The sequence below is a fragment of the Acinetobacter sp. ANC 4169 genome, assembly GCF_002135355.1.
Classification (GTDB): Bacteria; Pseudomonadota; Gammaproteobacteria; order Pseudomonadales; family Moraxellaceae; genus Acinetobacter.
Genome location: NZ_NEGE01000003.1, coordinates 32,184 through 50,360, shown reverse-complemented (window position 1 = coordinate 50,360; position 18,177 = coordinate 32,184). Strand labels below are relative to the sequence as shown.

General features: G+C 42.2%; 16 protein-coding genes. 9 read left to right on the top strand and 7 right to left on the bottom strand.

Features of this window, described 5'->3' with window-relative positions:
• Window positions 1–101: 101 nt before the first annotated feature.
• Both B9T26_RS02900 and B9T26_RS02895 read right to left on the bottom strand, forming a co-directional pair.
• Window positions 102–503, bottom strand: a complete 402-nt coding sequence (locus B9T26_RS02900; protein ID WP_086198317.1) for a hypothetical protein — start codon at window positions 501–503, stop codon at window positions 102–104.
• A gap of 134 nt (window positions 504–637) precedes the next feature.
• Window positions 638–1,903 (bottom strand): glutamate-5-semialdehyde dehydrogenase, encoded by a 1,266-nt coding sequence (locus B9T26_RS02895; protein ID WP_086198316.1) that lies wholly within the window; start codon window positions 1,901–1,903, stop codon window positions 638–640.
• A 303-nt stretch (window positions 1,904–2,206) separates the two neighbouring features.
• On the opposite strand from B9T26_RS02895, the gene B9T26_RS02890 reads away from it, so the two are divergent.
• Window positions 2,207–3,538: an alpha/beta fold hydrolase gene (locus B9T26_RS02890; protein WP_086198315.1), complete on the top strand. Its 1,332-nt coding sequence runs from the start codon at window positions 2,207–2,209 to the stop codon at window positions 3,536–3,538.
• Between the two features lie 28 nt (window positions 3,539–3,566).
• On the opposite strand, the gene B9T26_RS02885 is transcribed toward B9T26_RS02890, so the two are convergent.
• Complete coding sequence (locus tag B9T26_RS02885) at window positions 3,567–4,427, bottom strand: class I SAM-dependent methyltransferase (protein ID WP_086198314.1); 861 nt, start codon at window positions 4,425–4,427, stop codon at window positions 3,567–3,569.
• A 189-nt stretch (window positions 4,428–4,616) separates the two neighbouring features.
• Window positions 4,617–5,639, bottom strand: coding sequence for a beta-N-acetylhexosaminidase (gene nagZ / locus B9T26_RS02880; protein WP_086198313.1), 1,023 nt, complete (start codon window positions 5,637–5,639; stop codon window positions 4,617–4,619).
• 197 nt (window positions 5,640–5,836) lie between these two features.
• Here nagZ and B9T26_RS02875 point away from each other — a divergent pair, with 197 nt between their 5' ends.
• The 8 genes from B9T26_RS02875 to B9T26_RS02840 all read left to right on the top strand — a co-directional run bounded on the left by B9T26_RS02875 (window position 5,837) and on the right by B9T26_RS02840 (window position 16,839).
• Window positions 5,837–8,035, top strand: a complete 2,199-nt coding sequence (locus tag B9T26_RS02875) for a carboxy terminal-processing peptidase (protein WP_086198312.1) — start codon at window positions 5,837–5,839, stop codon at window positions 8,033–8,035.
• 350 nt (window positions 8,036–8,385) lie between these two features.
• Complete coding sequence (locus tag B9T26_RS02870; RefSeq protein WP_086198311.1) at window positions 8,386–10,455, top strand: putative bifunctional diguanylate cyclase/phosphodiesterase; 2,070 nt, start codon at window positions 8,386–8,388, stop codon at window positions 10,453–10,455.
• A gap of 124 nt (window positions 10,456–10,579) precedes the next feature.
• Window positions 10,580–12,172, top strand: a complete 1,593-nt coding sequence (locus tag B9T26_RS02865; RefSeq protein WP_086198310.1) for a peptide chain release factor 3 — start codon at window positions 10,580–10,582, stop codon at window positions 12,170–12,172.
• An 89-nt stretch (window positions 12,173–12,261) separates the two neighbouring features.
• Window positions 12,262–13,086 carry a hypothetical protein gene (locus tag B9T26_RS02860; protein ID WP_086198309.1) on the top strand — a complete coding sequence of 275 codons (825 nt, stop codon included), beginning with the start codon at window positions 12,262–12,264 and terminating at the stop codon, window positions 13,084–13,086.
• Window positions 13,087–13,152: 66 nt separating this feature from the next.
• Window positions 13,153–14,142, top strand: a complete 990-nt coding sequence (locus B9T26_RS02855) for an RsiV family protein (protein ID WP_086198308.1) — start codon at window positions 13,153–13,155, stop codon at window positions 14,140–14,142.
• Window positions 14,142–14,963, top strand: a complete 822-nt coding sequence (locus B9T26_RS02850) for a TatD family hydrolase (protein ID WP_086198307.1) — start codon at window positions 14,142–14,144, stop codon at window positions 14,961–14,963. The genes B9T26_RS02855 and B9T26_RS02850 overlap by 1 nt, the downstream gene beginning before the upstream one ends.
• Before the next feature lie 174 nt (window positions 14,964–15,137).
• Window positions 15,138–15,872, top strand: a complete 735-nt coding sequence (locus B9T26_RS02845; RefSeq protein ID WP_086198306.1) for a Bax inhibitor-1/YccA family membrane protein — start codon at window positions 15,138–15,140, stop codon at window positions 15,870–15,872.
• 160 nt (window positions 15,873–16,032) lie between these two features.
• The gene (locus B9T26_RS02840; protein ID WP_086198305.1) at window positions 16,033–16,839 is read left to right on the top strand and encodes an enoyl-ACP reductase; all 807 of its coding nucleotides are present in this window, start codon (window positions 16,033–16,035) and stop codon (window positions 16,837–16,839) included.
• 142 nt (window positions 16,840–16,981) lie between these two features.
• Here B9T26_RS02840 and secB read toward each other — a convergent pair whose 3' ends face one another.
• The 3 genes from secB to B9T26_RS02825 are packed head-to-tail and all read right to left on the bottom strand — an operon-like array spanning window position 16,982 to window position 18,154.
• Window positions 16,982–17,437 carry a protein-export chaperone SecB gene (secB, locus tag B9T26_RS02835; protein ID WP_086175789.1) on the bottom strand — a complete coding sequence of 152 codons (456 nt, stop codon included), beginning with the start codon at window positions 17,435–17,437 and terminating at the stop codon, window positions 16,982–16,984.
• 36 nt (window positions 17,438–17,473) lie between these two features.
• Complete coding sequence (gene grxC, locus B9T26_RS02830) at window positions 17,474–17,728, bottom strand: glutaredoxin 3 (RefSeq protein WP_086175788.1); 255 nt, start codon at window positions 17,726–17,728, stop codon at window positions 17,474–17,476.
• A gap of 18 nt (window positions 17,729–17,746) precedes the next feature.
• Entirely contained in the window at window positions 17,747–18,154 is a 408-nt protein-coding gene (locus B9T26_RS02825) for a rhodanese-like domain-containing protein (protein ID WP_086198304.1), read from the bottom strand.
• Between the last annotated feature and the right edge of the window lie 23 nt (window positions 18,155–18,177).

Sequence of the window (18,177 nt, the reverse complement as noted above, 5' to 3'; positions counted from 1 at the left end):
ATTAATGAAATAGTACTAAATCTTAAACTATCCATCTTGCATGAATTTCACCCTAGCATGAGAAATCAATTTTGGGCAGGGCATAAGTGTTGTTTTAATACTTACTTTTGATACTTTATTTCTGACCAGCGTACAATCACATAAGCCAGCAATGCCACCATAAAAAAAACCAGCATCATCCAGGCAAGCCCTTGTAAGGTTTCAATAATCGTCCGGTAAATTTCCAGTACCCAGCGTTCCTGAGTCAGTTCGATCACAATTTTTTTTTCATTATCGCTATAAGTCAGGGGGGTAATGTATTTTTCCATATCGTAAATACGGATACCGGAAGATGTTCCGACCACCATGCCGGCAAACTTGGTGTATTTGGCCCAGGCACTATGAATGGGATCGTTAATAATTCGGGCAAGAATTTGGTTAATGGAATTGGAAAAAATTTTCATTACGGCAAAAGAAACCACTAATGCCAATATAAATGTACAAATGATTAAATAATAAAACATACGATTTCCCCTTCATCTTTCTCATTATTTTTATCATGTTACGAAATTTAAGACTGGGATAGTGTAGTGACTGTGTTCAGCCTCAGTTTTGAAGCTGAACAACACATGCTTTTTAATGACCAAGCGGCACTGATTTATTGGCGAATTTGACCATCACCAAACACGACCCATTTTTGTGAGGTCAAACCTTCCAGTCCAACCGGACCACGGGCATGAATTTTATCGGTAGAAATCCCGATTTCTGCACCCAGACCATATTCAAAACCGTCAGCAAAACGGGTAGAGGCATTGATCATCACTGAGCTTGAATCTACACGTGCCAGAAACTGACGGGCTAGACTATAGTTTTCGGTAATGATGGCATCGGTATGGTGTGAGCCATATTTGTTAATATGATCAATGGCTTCATCAATCCCGCTGACCACTTTAACCGCCAAAATTGGACCTAGATATTCGGTGTACCAGTCTTCTTCACTGGCAGGTTTAACGTTTGAACCGAGAATGCGCTGGGTTTCGCGGCAGCCGCGCAGTTCAACCTGTTTTTCTGCATACAGTTCAGCAATGCTTGGCAAGAATTCTTCAGCGACTTTCTCATCCACCAACAGGGTTTCCATGGCATTACATACGCCATAACGATGGGTCTTGGCATTCAGCGCAATCGGTAAAGCCTTTTGCAAATCTGCCTGTGCTTCAACAAAAACATGACAATTGCCATCTAAATGCTTAATCACTGGAATACGTGCTTCATTGCTCACACGTTCAATTAGCCCTTTGCCTCCACGTGGAACAATCACATCCACATATTCAGACATGGTAATCAGGTGTCCGACTGCGGCACGATCAGCAGTATTAATCACCTGTACCGAAGTTTCAGGCAAACCTGAGGCCTTTAAACCATGCTGAATCGCTTCGGCAATGGCTTTGTTGGACTCCAGCGCTTCAGAACCGCCACGCAAAATAATGGCATTGCCTGATTTCAAGGCAAGTGAGGCCGCCTCCAGAGTAACATTGGGGCGTGATTCGTAAATCATGCCGACTACACCTAAAGGCACTCGCATTTTTCCAAGCTGAATGCCTGAAGGGCGGTAAGCAAGATCGGTAATTTCTCCAATCGGGTCGACCAGATTCATCACATCTTTTAAACCATGTAGCATGCCTTTAAAGCGGCTGGGGGTAAGTTCTAAACGATCAAGCAATGCACTGTCCAAATTGTTGTTACGACCTTTGGTCATATCAATTTGGTTGGCAGCCAGAATTGCGGCTTCACTGTCTTGTAATGCAGTGTAAATTGCAGATAAGGCATTGTTTTTTGTTTGGGTAGAAGCGCTTGCTAACACGCGAGAAGCCTGGCGTGCCTGTTGTCCTACCGTTTGCATATATTGTTCAATCGAATCTTGCATAGCGGTTTGATCACTTAGAAATTACATCTTCGATAGTAACAGTCTGGAACCCGACAATGAAGCATCTGACCCGAAAAAAGTCCCTGAAACTTTCGGGCTGTTAATATTTTGAAATCCTTTTGTAGGTAAATTTAGATAAGTGGTCATAGAATCAGTTGCTTGAGTAAGCCTCCTCTGTATATTATGAAATGATAAGGACAGTGACGTCTGATAATTACAGCGAAGAATGGAAGCAGCATGGCGCAGAAATTCTAAATTTATTTTCTTGCAAAATAACAATAAGGCAAGAATGGAGGAAGGGATATGAATTCCATGATCCAAATGGACTCGGAAGTAGAAGAATCAAACGCAGATTTTGGTTTTTTTGATCTTTACCATAGGAACAGTTTTAAAGAACCGGCACGAACGACATGGATCAACGGCTGGAAAATTGAGTATATGGCCATTGCTCAACCTGAAACTATCCACAACACGCCAGTTGTCATTGTGGGTGGGGCATTTCAAAATTTTAATTCTTATAAATATTGCGTTGAACAGCTGCTGAGTGCAGGGCCGATTATTTTAATTGATTTGCCTTCCATGGGTGCCAATCAACAAATTACCAATCGTGATACCGGTGTTTCTGCGGGAACTTTAGAATTGCCGGACTTGGCATGTATGCTCGGTGAATGGCTGGATGTAGAAAATCTTTCCAAAGTTTCGGTCATGGGGATGTCTTTAGGCTCAGTGGTAGCTTCAAGTTTGGCACATCAACGTCCTGAACTGATTGACCGGATGATCTTAATGGGCGTGATGCAAAAAACCCGTAAAAGCTGGCGCATGCTGCTGGAAGAATCTTTGCATTTAATGAATGAACAGCGCATGGATGAGTTTGGTCAGGCGGTGATTCTGTATCTGGTCAATCATGCCAAAATTGATCAAACCCGTATGTCACCGACTGCAAAGCGTTTGTTCTTCAGGCAGATGGCTGAATTTACAGCAACTGAGCAAGATCGTTATGAAATCAACTGTAGCCGATTATTGCGTTTAACTGATGTACCTATTCCGCAATGTAAAGTACTGGTTGCTTGTGGGCAATACGACAGTTTTACCTTGCCACATGAAAATGCCAATTTTGCCTTGCAATGCCCCAATATGGAATTTGCAATGATTGCCAATGCCGATCATGTACCGCAATTACAGCGCCGTAAAGAAACCATGAGTCTGTTTGCCACCTTCTTGCAGGGTCAGCCTATTCAAAATGTAGAAGGGATTATCCCGATGACACGTGCTCAGTTACTGACTTTGGAGCGTCGTGGCGAAGAACGCATTGCTGTACAAAAACCGATGACTGTATTAACGCATCGTCATTCAGATTTGCAGTTACCAACCCATATTGTTGATTTAAATTTCTTTGGCGTTTTACTTGAATTTACTTCTGGATTGGCAGAAAAAGCTGCACAATATCCACGTGACTTGGCCCTGCATCTGGAAGATGAAGAAGGTCAATTTAAAATTGAATGCTTAATTTTTGAAGTCAATTCAACACAAGTTCGTGCCTTATTCAAGCATGGCAGCTTTGATGTGGCAGAGCGTTTATTGCGTTATGTACAACGACAAAAAGAAGTGATGACTGTATTGGAATCGGTCAGTTAAAGTATAGAAAGATCTAAAAGAAACAGCGTTATATAACGCTGTTTTTTTTGCTTGCATGAATCATCCAGACGAGATCACCCAAGTGTTCTTCATTAGCGGGGAGAGGCACGGCTGGATGTTGAAAATACTGTTGCGGTTGAACGACAGTAATATTTTCAAAGCCTGCGCGCTGGAAAAATTCCTGTACTTGCTGCGGATCAATAAAATGGAAACTAAATGCGCTCTTAGACATCCATTTCAATAATTTACTGCATGCCCAAATAAAATTGGCCAGTTTATTTTTCACTGGTTCTGGATAGATATCGGTCAGGTAATGCAGTTCTTTAAAACTCTGTCCATAATGATGAATTGCCTTGAGTAATTGCAATAACATGTCTTTGTTAAAGTAGTTAATCAGGCCTTCACTAATCACGACTAAGGGGCGATTCGGGTCAAAGACCTGAAAAGCCTGTGCAAAATCAGCAGTGAATAAATCGACTGATAAAACTTCCGGGCTATTGACATCAATCTGTTTCAGGGCTTTGGTTTTTACTTTCGCCATATCGGGTAAATCAAGTTCACGATAATCAATATGGGGAAATTTCTGCCGGAAATTCCAGCCACGGGGAGAAAGCCCGCTGGCAATTTCAAGTACCTGTAAATCTGGGTGCTGTTCAATCAGTTGGGTCAGATGCTGATCAATCATGCGGTGGCGTTGTTTTAAGGTCGTACGCATACTGCCGCCGACAAATTTTTCCGCCCAGCTTTCTAAGGGATGTACCAGTTTGGCTAACATTTTCCCTTTAGAGGTCGCAAAAACCGGATGAGAAATTCCCATGGAGTACCAGATGTATCCAGTGTAATGGGCAGTAAATGAAATATGTCGATGTTCTGAAAGTTGTTGTGTCATGTCATCCTGACCTTATCTGTTTTTTTAGTTTTTTAACGTTGGCTGTTTATGGGTTGAGTTTTCTTACATTGCCAGCTCAGCTTATTTTTAGTTTTGACGCAAAGCACAATAAGCTGAATGACGTAAGCGTAATTTATTTTTATTTATCATAAAGAAAAAGGAACACCTTGTCGTGTTCCTTTTGTCGCATTAATTCAATGATTTTTTAAAGTTTTCGATGCTATCGCGAACTTTTTGCCATTCTGCCCCCAAGTCCAGCGTTTGCCCAACCGTGATTTCTGGAATTTTACCGCGCATACGCTCCAAACGTTCTTGATTCGGTAAAGGCAAGTCACGAATACCTTCTAATGCCGTACATGCTGCTGAGCGGTCATTACAGACCAGGCCCATATCACAGCCGGCTTTAACTGCAGCCTGAATGCGTGCGTCTGCACCACCGGCAACACATGCTGCCTGCATGGTTAAGTCATCGGAGAACAGCACGCCATCAAAGTTGAGTTGTTGACGCAAAATGTCCTGAATCCAATAAGTTGAGAAGCCGGCAGGGTTCGGATCGACCTGATCATAAATCACATGCGCAGGCATCAATGCATCCAGCTGTGGCATCAGTTGGATAAAGGTTTGCATATCCTTGTGATAGATTTGATCATAAGAACGTGAATCTACCGGTGCTGCCACATGTGAATCGGCCTTGACCGAACCGTGCCCCGGGAAATGTTTGCCGGTATTGGCCATGCCTGCACGTTTCATGCCTTTGATGAAAGCACTGGCAAGAGGGACAATATCTTCAATGTTTTTGGCAAAACCACGATCGCCAATCACATCACTGACATCATTCAAGTCCAGTACCGGAGCAAAACTGAAATCAATACCTACGGCAAGCACTTCAGTCGCCATCAGCCAGCCGCATTGCTCGGCCAAATCAATGGCTGTAGCGGGCTCATTCAGATAAAGCTCACCTAAACGGCCCATGGCTGGAAGCAGGGTAAAGCCCTGTTTCAAGCGCTGAACCCGGCCGCCTTCCTGATCCACAGCAATTAAAATGTCAGGTCTGATGCGACGCATATGATCGGTTAAAGCGCGAACCTGCTCAGGTGATTCTATATTTCGTGAAAATAAAATCATGCCGCCTACTTGCGGTGCCCGTAATAGTTCAATATCTTCTTGAGTAAGTTCTGTGCCAGCGATGTCTAGCATCAATGCGCCAATCATATCGGTGTCCGTGTTGGAATTTTATAAAGAAAAACAATACCCGAATTCTGCAATGATTTGCTACATTTTGACAGTACAGAATATGATAAAACTACACGACATACATATTAAGTTGTTTAAGATTTTGAATATACTCGATTCATGTTAAAAAACGACGATGCAATATTGGTCCAAGACCAAGGAAGTACGAATTATTTATGAAACTTCAGACATTAGCTTGTGCAGTTGCAATCGCGACTGGAGGATTTTTCTTTTCTCATGTAATGAACGAGGCAATTGCAGCTAATAATACAGAGGCAGTTTCTCAAACCATTCAACCCACGCAGGAACAGGCGTTGGTTTCGCGCCAATTGGCGACTCTGGTTGACCGTCAACATTATTTAAATCAGCGTTTAGATGCGGCAACTTCGAATCGTATTCTTGATTTTTATCTAGATAGCCTGGATGCAGACCATTCATTATTTTTAGCCCCTGAAGTTGAACAATATAAGAAAAAGTATGGCGCAAATTTCGGTGCTGCATTAAAAGCAGGGGATTTATCCGGTCCATATTTAATTCATGCCCAATACCGTGAACGCTTAAAACAGTTTTATGAGTTCATGCTAGCTGAGTTGAAAAAACCGCAAAACTTGAAACAAACCAATGTTTATATTGATACTGATCGCGAAAAAGCACCTTATTTCAAGTCTGAGGCAGAACAACGTGCCCATTGGCAAAAAATGTTGGTATCGCAGCTGATTAACTTGAATATTAGTAAAGAAGAAGAGTCTGCGAAGCAAAAAGCCTTAAAAGATGATCCGACGCTGGCCAATGGTCAGGATCTGGCCAGTCCGGAAGATCTAACTCCGGTTCAAACCCTGACCAAGCGTTATACCCGTCAGCTTGAACGTGTCAGCCGTGTAAAAAGTGATGATGTTCTCGACAAGACCTTAAATGCGATGATGTTGACCTATGACCCGCATAGCAACTATTTCCCGCCAGTCGATGCCATGGAATTGAACCGCCAAACCACTTTGCAATTAGAGGGAATCGGGGTTTCGATTCGTCCTGAACGCGGCAATGAAGATTACACCAAGATTGAAACCATTGTGGAAGGTGGCCCAGCTAGTAAATCAGGTCAGATCAAACCTGGAGACCGCATTATTGGTGTAGCCCAAGACGGCGATAAAATGGTGGATGTGATCGGTTGGGCCAGCAATGAAGTGGTGGGTCTGATACGTGGCAAGCGCGGAACCAAGGTCAGCCTGCGTTTATTGGGTGCCGGTGCATCCATGGGGCAGGCACGTACGGTTAGCCTGGTACGTGATGTGATTCAAGAAGAAGATGCCGGTGTTCGTTCACGTACCGTAGAGATCAAGCGCGATGGTAAAAATCATACTTTTGGTGTGATTGAAATTCCGTCATTTTATTTGAATTATCGTGCGCGTCGTGCAGGTACGGATTATCGTTCTGTTTCTGAAGATACCAACAATGCTTTAAAGAGTCTGGCAGCCAAGAATGTAGAAGGGATTATTATCGATTTGCGTAATAACCCGGGTGGCTCGCTTGAAGAAGTTGCGCGTATGCTGGGGCAAGTGATCAAGTCAGGTCCAGTGGTGCAAATTCGCGATGGTAACGGCAATGTCAGTGTGTTTGAAGATGATGACGGTGGTGCACAAACCTATGCGGGTCCATTGGCCGTCATGATTAATCTGGCTTCAGCATCGGCCAGTGAGATTTATTCTGCCGCTATTCAGGATTATGAGCGCGGGATTGTGATTGGCAGTACCACCACCGGTAAAGGAACCGCTCAGGTTCAGCTTGATACCTTGGCCTATGGTCAGGCAACCTTGACCCAGCGTAAGTTCTACCGCGTGACTGGGGGAAGTACCCAAAATAAAGGGGTTGTACCGGATATCAAACTGGTCGATATCTACAACGAAGAGTTTGGCGAGCGTAAAGCCAAGAATGCCTTGAAATGGGATACCATTCCAACAGCACCGTTTAAACGCGAAGGCTCGGTACAACCTTATGTGCAAAATCTGGCGCAAATGTCGCAGCAACGCGTCGTTGCTGATCCGCAATTTAAATATCTGGAGCAGCGTAAAGCCATTGCGAAAAAAACCGATGAGCAAAAGCGTGTGGTACTGGATATTGATCAGCGTAAAGTCGAGTTGAATGCACTTGAGCAGAAAACTTTAGAGGCGGAAAATCAACGCCGTAGCATGACGGGTCAAAAGCCTTATGCCAATTGGGAAAGTTATCAGGCTTCTGTAGATGCCCTGATTGAATCTCGTGCAAAAATGAAGGCAACTCAACGACCTGCATTAGCTGAAGAAGAAACATTTGTGACAGAGTCTGCCAATATTTTATTGGATTATGCGAAATTACAGTCAGCTAAGGCTTCTGCCAAATAGAATGATTATTTAGCTTTTATCTATTAAAAAAAACCAGTCAGTTGATCTGACTGGTTTTTTTATTTATGCATGAGCGAATGGGGGAATTCATTTTAGAGCTACTTTTAAAAATATGAACGGTGTAGGAATAATGATAAAAATGTTGAACTATGTTTATTTTGCAAAATGAATAAATTAGAAATAAAAATGAATAGAGCAATTAACACTTGACCAAAATAGAATAGTATTAGATTCTTGTTTTAATTGATTGTTTTTATAACCACTCTTTTGAAGATGAAAATTTTTAGACAGTATAAAGAGTATGAATCACGTGGATTAAAACAAGAAAGATAACCTATACGGAACTTAATATGGTTCATATACATTATGATTTTAGCCTGGTAATTGCTTCGATCGTTGTTGCGGTTTTGGCCTGTTATTTTACAGTCTCACTCGAACAATTATTATTCCGTGGCTGGGGTCAAAAATATGAAAAAATTCTGCTGACCATTAGCGGTCTGATGCTTGGGGCTGCCATTTGGTCTATGCACTTTGCCGGAATGCTCGCATGTGATTTACCGGCGGATTATTCTTTTGACTACGGATTTAATTTTGTTTCGTACCTTATTGCGTTTATTGCATCTACATTTGCCATTTGGTTGACCACGAGAGAAACTTTGCCCTATGGCCGGCTGGTTTTAGGTGCGGTACTGATGGGGATGGGAATTGCCGGCATGCACTATACCGGCATGATGGGGCTGGTCGTGGATCAGCACCAGATTTATTATGATCCTCTACTGACTATTCTTTCCGTATTAATTGCCATAGGTGGTTCCGGTTTAACGTTTTGGCTTACCTTTAAATATAAAAATGCAGCACAGCAAAAGCTGCTGATCAAAATTTCCCTAGTATTGATGATGGCTTTGACCATTGTCGCCATGCACTATATCGGTATGGGGGCAAGCATTTTTTATGCCATTGCTACCGATCAGCTGGTTGGGCATTACCAAAGTGGACAAGGATTAATTTTATTAAGTGTTATTTTAGTTACCAGTTTAATTTTGCTCGCAGCATTTTGTGTTGCCATACTGGAACAACGATTAGAAGCCCGCAATAAACAGCTTTCTAAAGCCAATCGTGAATTGGCCAATCAGGCCGTGCAGGACAATTTAACCAAGTTGCCCAATCGTTTATTCCTAGCTGAATATTCACATTTTTTATTTACTGATCATCGTTATAGTAATGATAAAATTGCTTTTATCTATATAGATTTAGACCGATTTAAAGCGGTGAATGATGTATTTGGGCATCATGTGGGTGATCAATTGCTGGTGCAACTGGCCAGCCGTATTCAACAGAAGTTGAAACAAAATGAAAAATTGCTCCGTATAGGCGGAGATGAGTTTTTGATGGTGCTGGAACAGGTCACTATCGAAAATGCGGTTGAAAAGGCTGAACAGTTATTGGGGCAAATACAGAACAGCTTTTTGATTGCCGGTAAAGAGATCAATATTTCTAGCAGTATTGGTATCGCCCTGTACCCAGATCATGGCAATAATTTGCAAGATCTGCTGATTAATGCCGATGCCGCCATGTTGATGTCGAAATATCAAGGCAGAAACACCTATTCCTTATTTAGTTATAGTGTGGATCAACAGGAAACCAAAAGTCAGACCAAACTGATTAATGATCTATATAAAGCTGTTGAAGAAAAACAATTTGTTCTATTTTACCAGCCTAAATTTACCACCCAAGATCATAGCATTTGCGGGGTGGAAGCCCTGATCCGCTGGAATCATCCAAGCTTGGGAATGTTAACGCCGAACATGTTTATAGGTGGCGCGGAAAAAACCGGACTGATTATTCAAATGGGTTATTGGGCACTTGAACAGGCCTGTAAACAAATTCAAATCTGGGAGCAAAATGGTTCCAACTATTTTCCTCTCGCAGTAAATTTATCTGCTGTACAATTTGAACATAAGCACCTGTTTTCAACACTAGAAAATTTATTTAATCAATATCGGATTAATCCCAATCATTTAGCCATTGAAATTACCGAATCGACTGCCATGCATCATGTGGATTCTACTATTCGGTGTTTTGAGCAGCTGCGTCAGATGGGCATTAAACTGGCGATTGATGACTTTGGAACCGGTCATTCCAGCTTTTTATATTTGAAGAACTTGCCTGTAGATGAATTAAAAATAGATCGGGAGTTTATCCGTGATCTGGCGGTCGGTTCAAAAGATGAAATGATTTTAGAAAGTATTATCCAGCTGGCTATAAAACTGGGTTTGGTGGTTACTGCAGAAGGGGTTGAAACACCTTTACAGGCAGACATATTGACCCGTTTGGGTTGCCAGCAATTGCAGGGCTTTCTGTTGGGAATGCCGATGGATGTGAACCGTCTGGAAAAGATGGACAAGGCATTATTTACTTAAGATTGATGCGGACCGAACAAGTTTAGTTCATTTCAAAAGTTTTATGATCTGCTACAATATGGCCAATTTTTTATATTGATCAGTTCTGATCTTTTTCACTGCCATTCTGCAGTAGGTATCTTTCATGAGTTTTAAAGACGAATTAGCGGCGCAGGTCGCACAGCGACGGACGTTCGCGATTATTTCCCACCCCGATGCTGGTAAAACCACCATGACAGAAAAACTGCTGTTATGGGGTAAGGCAATTCAGGTTGCAGGGATGGTCAAAAGCCGCAAGTCAGATCGTGCTGCAACGTCTGACTGGATGGAAATGGAAAAAGAACGTGGTATTTCCATTACCACTTCGGTGATGCAGTTCCCTTATAAAAATCATGTCATCAACTTGCTTGACACCCCGGGGCATGAAGATTTCTCGGAAGATACCTACCGTACTTTAACTGCGGTTGACTCTGCATTGATGGTCATTGACGGTGCAAAAGGGGTCGAAGAACGAACCATTAAATTAATGGAAGTGTGTCGTATGCGCGACACCCCGATTATCTCTTTCGTTAACAAAATGGACCGCGAAATTCGTGAACCATTAGAATTGCTTGATGAAATTGAAAATGTCCTGAAAATTCGCTGTGTACCCATTACCTGGCCACTGGGGACAGGTCGTGATTTTGCTGGCGTATATAACATCCTCGAAGAAAAATTCTACGTTTACAAAGCCGGTTTTGGTTCAACCATTACCGATATTGAAATCCGTGATGGCTATGACTATCCAGACTTGCGTGAAAAAGTGGGTGAGCTGGCTTTTGCTGCCTTTGAAGAATCTTTGGAATTGGTGCAGATGGCCAATGATCCATTAGACCCTGAAGAATTCCTGGCAGGCCGTCAAACACCGGTACTATTCGGTACGGCATTGGGTAACTTTGCAGTCGATCATGTGTTAAATGCCTTTATTCAATGGGCACCAAAACCGAAAGCGCATCCTACGCATGAACGTGCTGTAGAGGCGACTGAAGAAGGCTTTACCGGTTTTGTTTTCAAAATTCAGGCCAATATGGATCCAAAACACCGTGACCGTATTGCATTCATGCGTATCTGTTCGGGTAAGTATGAAAAAGGCTTAAAAATGAATCATGTCCGTCTGGGTAAAGATGTACGGATTAGTGATGCCTTGACTTTCTTGGCGGGTGAGCGTGAACAGCTTGAAGAAGCTTGGCCGGGGGATATCATTGGTTTGCATAACCATGGCACCATCCAGATTGGCGATACCTTTACTTCAGGTGAAAATCTGCACTTCACCGGTATTCCACACTTCGCGCCGGAAATGTTCCGTCGTGTGCGTTTGAAAGATCCTTTGAAATCTAAACAGCTGCAAAAGGGTTTAAAAGAACTTTCAGAAGAAGGTGCAACTCAGGTGTTCATGCCGCAAATCAACAATGATCTGATTGTAGGGGCAGTCGGTGTGCTACAGTTTGATGTGGTGGCGTATCGTTTGAAAGAAGAATACAAGGTCGATTGTGTATACGAGCCTGTGAACATTAATACCGTGCGTTGGGTTTCATGTGATGATGAAAAGAAATTCAATGAATTTAAGAAAAAGGCCCATGATCAGTTATCGCTAGATGGCGGTGGTCATTTGACTTATCTGGCACCAAGCCGTGTGAATTTGCAATTGATGCAAGAGCGTTATCCGGATATCCAGTTCCGTGCCACACGCGAACACTAAAATAAGCAAAAATAAAACAGCTTCTTTATGAAGCTGTTTTATTAGAATCATTAAGATAAATGAATGACTTGAGAAAAAGAGTGGTCAGCATGAACGGTAAAATAAGGGCTGCATCCATAATCGCCATTGCTCTGATGCTCAGTGCCTGTGATGCTTCAAAACAAGAATCGAAACAACAAGAGCAGGAACAGTCGTCTGCATCGGTCGTTAAAACAGAGCAGGCCGAGGTGTTGCCATATTTAAATATTCAGGAGCAAGAGGCAAAAGTTGCCTTGCCTTTTTGTGAAACCAAGAATTGTATTGACCTGAGTATTCAAACGGTTCATACCGAAGATGCCTGGTTAAATGACTGGATTGCCAAGAGTCAGGCCAAAGTCATTCAGGATCAAATTGGTCTAAAGCAGGATATGAGCTTGCAACAGGCCATTAATGCCTATGTGAAAAAGTCTGATGTCTGGCAAGCCGAATTTTCCAAAAATAAGCCCTATGAATTGGCCATGTATACCCGTATTGCCTATCAGCGTAATCAGTACGTATTGATGCAGCTAGGGGTCGATACAAAACAAGAAGAAGTAAAAGTGAAAGAACGATATTATTTCTTTGTGGCTGATCGTAAAAAACAGAAAGCAGTGACTTTACTGGATATTCTGGAGCCCAAGCAGCAAACGGTCATGAATGACATTGTGCAACAGGCTTATCAAAAATGGTTAAAACAGCAAAAGGCGGAAGTAAAACAGAAAGCCCCGAAAAAGCTGTATTGGGGACAGGCAGACTGGTTCTTTGATCAGGAAGGTATCGGTTTACATTATCGCACCCATGAAATTGTGAAAGATGGCGCTCAGCTGGATATTTATTTGACCAAAGCGCAAACGCAACAGATATTGAAAGCTGATGCTTATCAGCATATGTTTTAGTAAGCCGTAATCCATACAGACATCGAGTGAACATCCATTTACCAGATTCAAGTTATAGGTCAGATGATGCTAAAAAATAAAACAATATTTACCCTAAGCCTTGTTGCTACAGCAATAGCATTGAGTGCATGCCAACCTAAACAAGCTGAGCCTAAAGAGGACAAGCCGGTTCAATCGCAAGCCGCTCAAGCTGAAGTTTTAAAATTGGCAGGTGACACGGAAAAACTAAGTTTAAATTTACCTGAATGTGATGGGAATAGCTGCCCTGAAATCAGCATCGAACGTCTATCCAGTAACCAGGCGTTTATTGATGAATTTGTCGATCAGCAAATTTTAAAGCAGCTGGAGCAGACTGTAGATATTTCGCCGAAATCGTTGAATGCAGGCCAGCAGGCTACTACTGCTACTGAAAAATCTAAAGATTCAAAGCAAGCTCAGGCAGATCAACCTGCGGCATCGGCAAGCATGGAAACGCCGAAACAAAAACTGGAAAAACAGCTAGCCCCTTATCGGGATACATTTTTATCACTCGATAAAGAGCTGAAAGCTTTAAGTGCCAATCATCAGATCAGCCTGATGATTAAACCGAAGATTCTCAATGCCGGTCAGCCTTTGGCAACCGTGGTGCTCAATTCCAGCAGCTATCTGGGTGGGGCACATGGTTCATCATCACAGTCTTATTATAATTTTGATTTGAAAAAGAAAAAACTTGTCCAGTTGGATGATATTTTGGCGCCAAACCAGAAAGCCGCACTGGAACAGAAAGCCCATGAAGTGTTTAAAAGCTGGGTGATGGATGCCAAATTGGCAAACAGTGTCGATGAATACGAACAGGCATGGAAATTTACTTTATCGGATAATTTCTATTTATCGACTCAAGGCTTGATTTTACAATATGGCGAATATGAAATCGGGCCTTATGTGGTGGGATTGCCACGTTTGACCATTCCTTATGAGCAGTTACAAACCGTGTTGAAAAAAGCCTATTTGCCTCAGCCTGAAGTCAAAAATGAAGCAGCTGCCAGCGCAGCCAGTGACAGCAAAGCCCAATCTTAATGTCTTATTCACTGTTTGATACCCATACCCATTTTGATGTTCCCGATTTCGATGCAGATCGGGAACAACTGGCACATGCGGCCAAAGCGGTTGGGGTGGAACGCCTGGTTTTGATTGGTTTTGTCCAGTCGCGGTTTCAGGATTTACTGCAAAGTCACCAGTTCTTAAATCAATTGGTCGATGCTCCGCAAAGTTACTTGGCGCCGGGATTGCATCCTTTTTATATTGAACAGCATCAAACCTCACATCTTGCAGATTTAGAATTATTATTAAAAACTGAAGATTGTGTCGCGATTGGAGAAATTGGTTTAGATACTTTTTTAAAACAGCACAAACAACCGGAAATTTTTCAGAAACAAAAAGATTTTTTTGCAGCACAACTGGAATTGGCGCAGCAGTTTGATAAACCGGTGTTATTGCATATCCGAAAATCGCATGCGGAAACACTGGCCATATTAAAACAGCAGCAATTTAAATTAGGTGGGATTGCGCATGCGTTTAGCGGCGGGATAGAGGAAGCCAAGGCCTTTATTAAACTGGGTTTTAAAATTGGGGTGACCGGACAAATTACCAATCCCAATGCCAAAAAATTACATGCCGTGGTTCAGGCCATTGGCGCTGAACATTTGGTTTTGGAAACCGATTGTCCGGATATGACACCCTTATGCTGTCAAAGTTCCACCGAGCATCGCACCCGCAATACGCCAGTCAATTTACCTTATGTGCTGGATGGATTGGCACAATCACTCAATCTGGATCAGGCCATGCTTGCCGCACAACTATGGCAGAATTCCTTGGATGCATTAAGACTAGGGTCATAAAAGCTATTATAAAATCACCTTTTATCGATAAATATTCGTATTTAGGCATATGCTTTGCTATGAATAGATCTTGATGGATGAACGTTCTTTTTTTGTAAGGCTAAAAATCCATTTTCTATACTTAAAAGCTGTCTATACTATTTTTAAAATCTAAATGACAAGAATGAGCGAATTATGCAAAGTAATAACCCCATTTTAACCCGGGTCGAAACTCAGAGTGATTTTAACCAGACCATGACGGTGCAAGGCGCCATTCAAAAGTCAGTGTTATTGACCGTGATTGCTGCTGTAGTCGGTTTATCACTCTTTTTATATAGTTTTATGACCCTGAATATCTCGATTGCTTATTCCGCTGCCATAGTGGGTGCGATCGGTGGATTTATTCTGGCGCTGATTACAACCTTCAAGCCAAATACTGCACCAACATTGGCCATTCCTTATGCGCTGTTTGAAGGGGCATTTTTAGGTGGAGTTTCAGTATTATTTCAGCTGAAATTTCCTGGCGTGCCACTACAAGCCTTGCTTGCGACTTTTATCACCACCTTGGTGATGTTTGGGCTATACCGTTTTCAAATTATTCGTGCCACAGAAAAATTTAAAGCGGTGGTGATGTCAGCTTCTATTGCTATTGCCATGGTATTTGTGGTGCAAATGGTGATGAGTTTGGCTTTTGGTTCTAGCATTCCTTATCTTTTTGAAAGCAACTGGCTCGGAATTGGCTTTGCTGCCTTTGTTGCGATAATTGCTTCTTTAAATCTGATTCTGGATTTTGACCTGATTGAATCTGCCGCTGCACAGTATGCACCGAAAGCGATGGAATGGTTGTGTGGTATTGCTTTATTGGCAACTCTGGTGTGGATGTATTATTCATTCCTGCGTTTGCTCAGTCTATTACAAGGTGATGATTAAGCATCGTAAAAGTGAAATGAGTCTAAATAAAAATGCTCCCAGATAGAGGGAGCATTTTTTTATGATTTTTACACAACATGTTAAAAAAGGCGCATTATGCAATTTCGCAAATGCTTCAGACTTGGCATTATGCTTGTAAATTATTTTGAGTGAGATTCACATGGCACAAGGACTATTGGCGGGTAAGCGTTTTCTCATCGCGGGTATTGCAAGTAAATTATCCATTGCATTTGGTATTGCTCAAGCCCTACACCGTGAAGGTGCTGAACTGGCATTTACCTATCCGAATGAAAAATTAAAAAAACGTGTTGATGACTTTGCTGAACAATTCGGTTCAACTCTGGTTTTCCCTTGTGACGTGGCTGTAGATGCTGAAATTGACCAGGCTTTTGCAGAATTGGCAAAACATTGGGATGGACTGGATGGTGTTGTGCACTCGATCGGTTTTGCACCAGCGCATACTTTAGATGGTGACTTTACCGATATTACTGACCGTGAAGGCTTTAATATTGCGCATGACATCAGTGCTTACAGCTTTGTTGCGATGGCACGTGCTGCAAAACCTTTGTTAAAAGTTCGCCAAGGTTGCTTGCTGACTTTGACTTATCAAGGTTCTGAACGTGTAATGCCAAATTACAATGTCATGGGTATGGCGAAGGCATCGTTGGAAGCGGGCGTACGTTATTTGGCATCTAGCTTGGGTAGCGAAGGCATTCGTGTCAATGCGATTTCAGCAGGTCCAATCCGTACTCTTGCAGCTTCAGGCATCAAGTCTTTCCGTAAGATGTTAGACCTGAATGAAAAAGTTGCGCCACTGAAACGTAATGTCACCATTGAAGATGTCGGTAATGCTGCATTATTCCTATGCTCGCCTTGGGCAAATGGTATTACCGGTGAAATCATGTATGTCGATGCCGGTTTCAATACTGTAGGTATGAGTGCAGATTTGATGGCAGATGCTGAATAAGTGTTTTGAGTCCTCTCTCCCTCAGGGAGAGAGTTAGAGAGCGGATTATTAGACCTCTCCCTAACCCTCTCCTAAAAGGAGAGGGAATTTAGGCAATAAAAAGACCGCATTTGCGGTCTTTTTTATATTAGAAAGTAAGCGATTAAGCTTGACCTTCAGCAGCGGCTGCTTGAGCACGTTGCATATTCGCTTCGAATTCAGCATCGAAGTTAATTGGAGTAAGAAGCAATTGCGGGAAGCTTCCTTTAGTCACCATATCATTTACCGCTTCGCGCAAGAATGGGAACAGGATATTTGGGCAATATGCACCAAGAATATATGGAAGGCGTTCTTCTTCAACGCTATCAACCAAGAAAATTCCTGATTGGGTTACATCAACGATGAATGCTGTTTCGCCCGCGTTGTTCGCTTGAACAACCACTTGTAATGCAACTTCATAATGGGTTGCATCAATTTTTTCTGCAGAAGAAGACAGATTGATGTTTAATTCAGGCTGCCATTCTTTGGTAAATACTTGAGCCCCAGGTACTTCAAAAGAAATGTCTTTAGTATAAATACGTTCTAGTGCTAATTGCGGTTGAGCTTGTTGTTCACTCATTCTTTAATCCTTAATATGAAGAGGTGACTTAAAAAGTTAAGCCAATAATTCGTTGAGTTTTCCTTCACGCTCTAAAGCATAAAGTTGATCAAAACCACCGATGAATTGGTCGTTAATAAAAATTTGTGGAACAGTACGGTGATTGGTGCGTTGCATCAGTTCAACACGTACTTCAGGCGCTTCGTTAGATAAATTAATTTCTTTATATGCAACGCCTTTACGCTCAAGAAGTTGTTTCGCGCGAACGCAGTATGGGCATACAGTAGTTGAGTAAATTGTTACTTCAGCCATTCAAAATCTCCAAGCGTATTATTTGCTTTTAATCAACGGTAAGCCTTGTACTTTCCAGTTATTAATCCCACCTTCCAGACGGTAGCTGTCGGCATGACCCACTTGCTGTAAAGCGGTACCTGCAATTTGACCCAGGTTACAAATGAACACCAGTGGTCGATCCGCAGATTTTAACTCTTCAACATGACTTGTAATCTGGCTATATGGAATATTACGGCTGCCGCTGATATGACCTTCACGGAAATCTTTTGCATCACGTAAATCAATCAGCATGGCATTTTTAGCTTTCACTAAAATACCTAAAGATTGTGGTGAAATTTTACGACCATTGCGTTGTCCTTCTAAAATAAAGAACAAAACAACCAACACCCCAAGTGTTCCAAACAAGAAGGGGTGATTCCCCATAAATTCGAACCAACGTTCCACAAGTCACCTAATTACAATTTGAA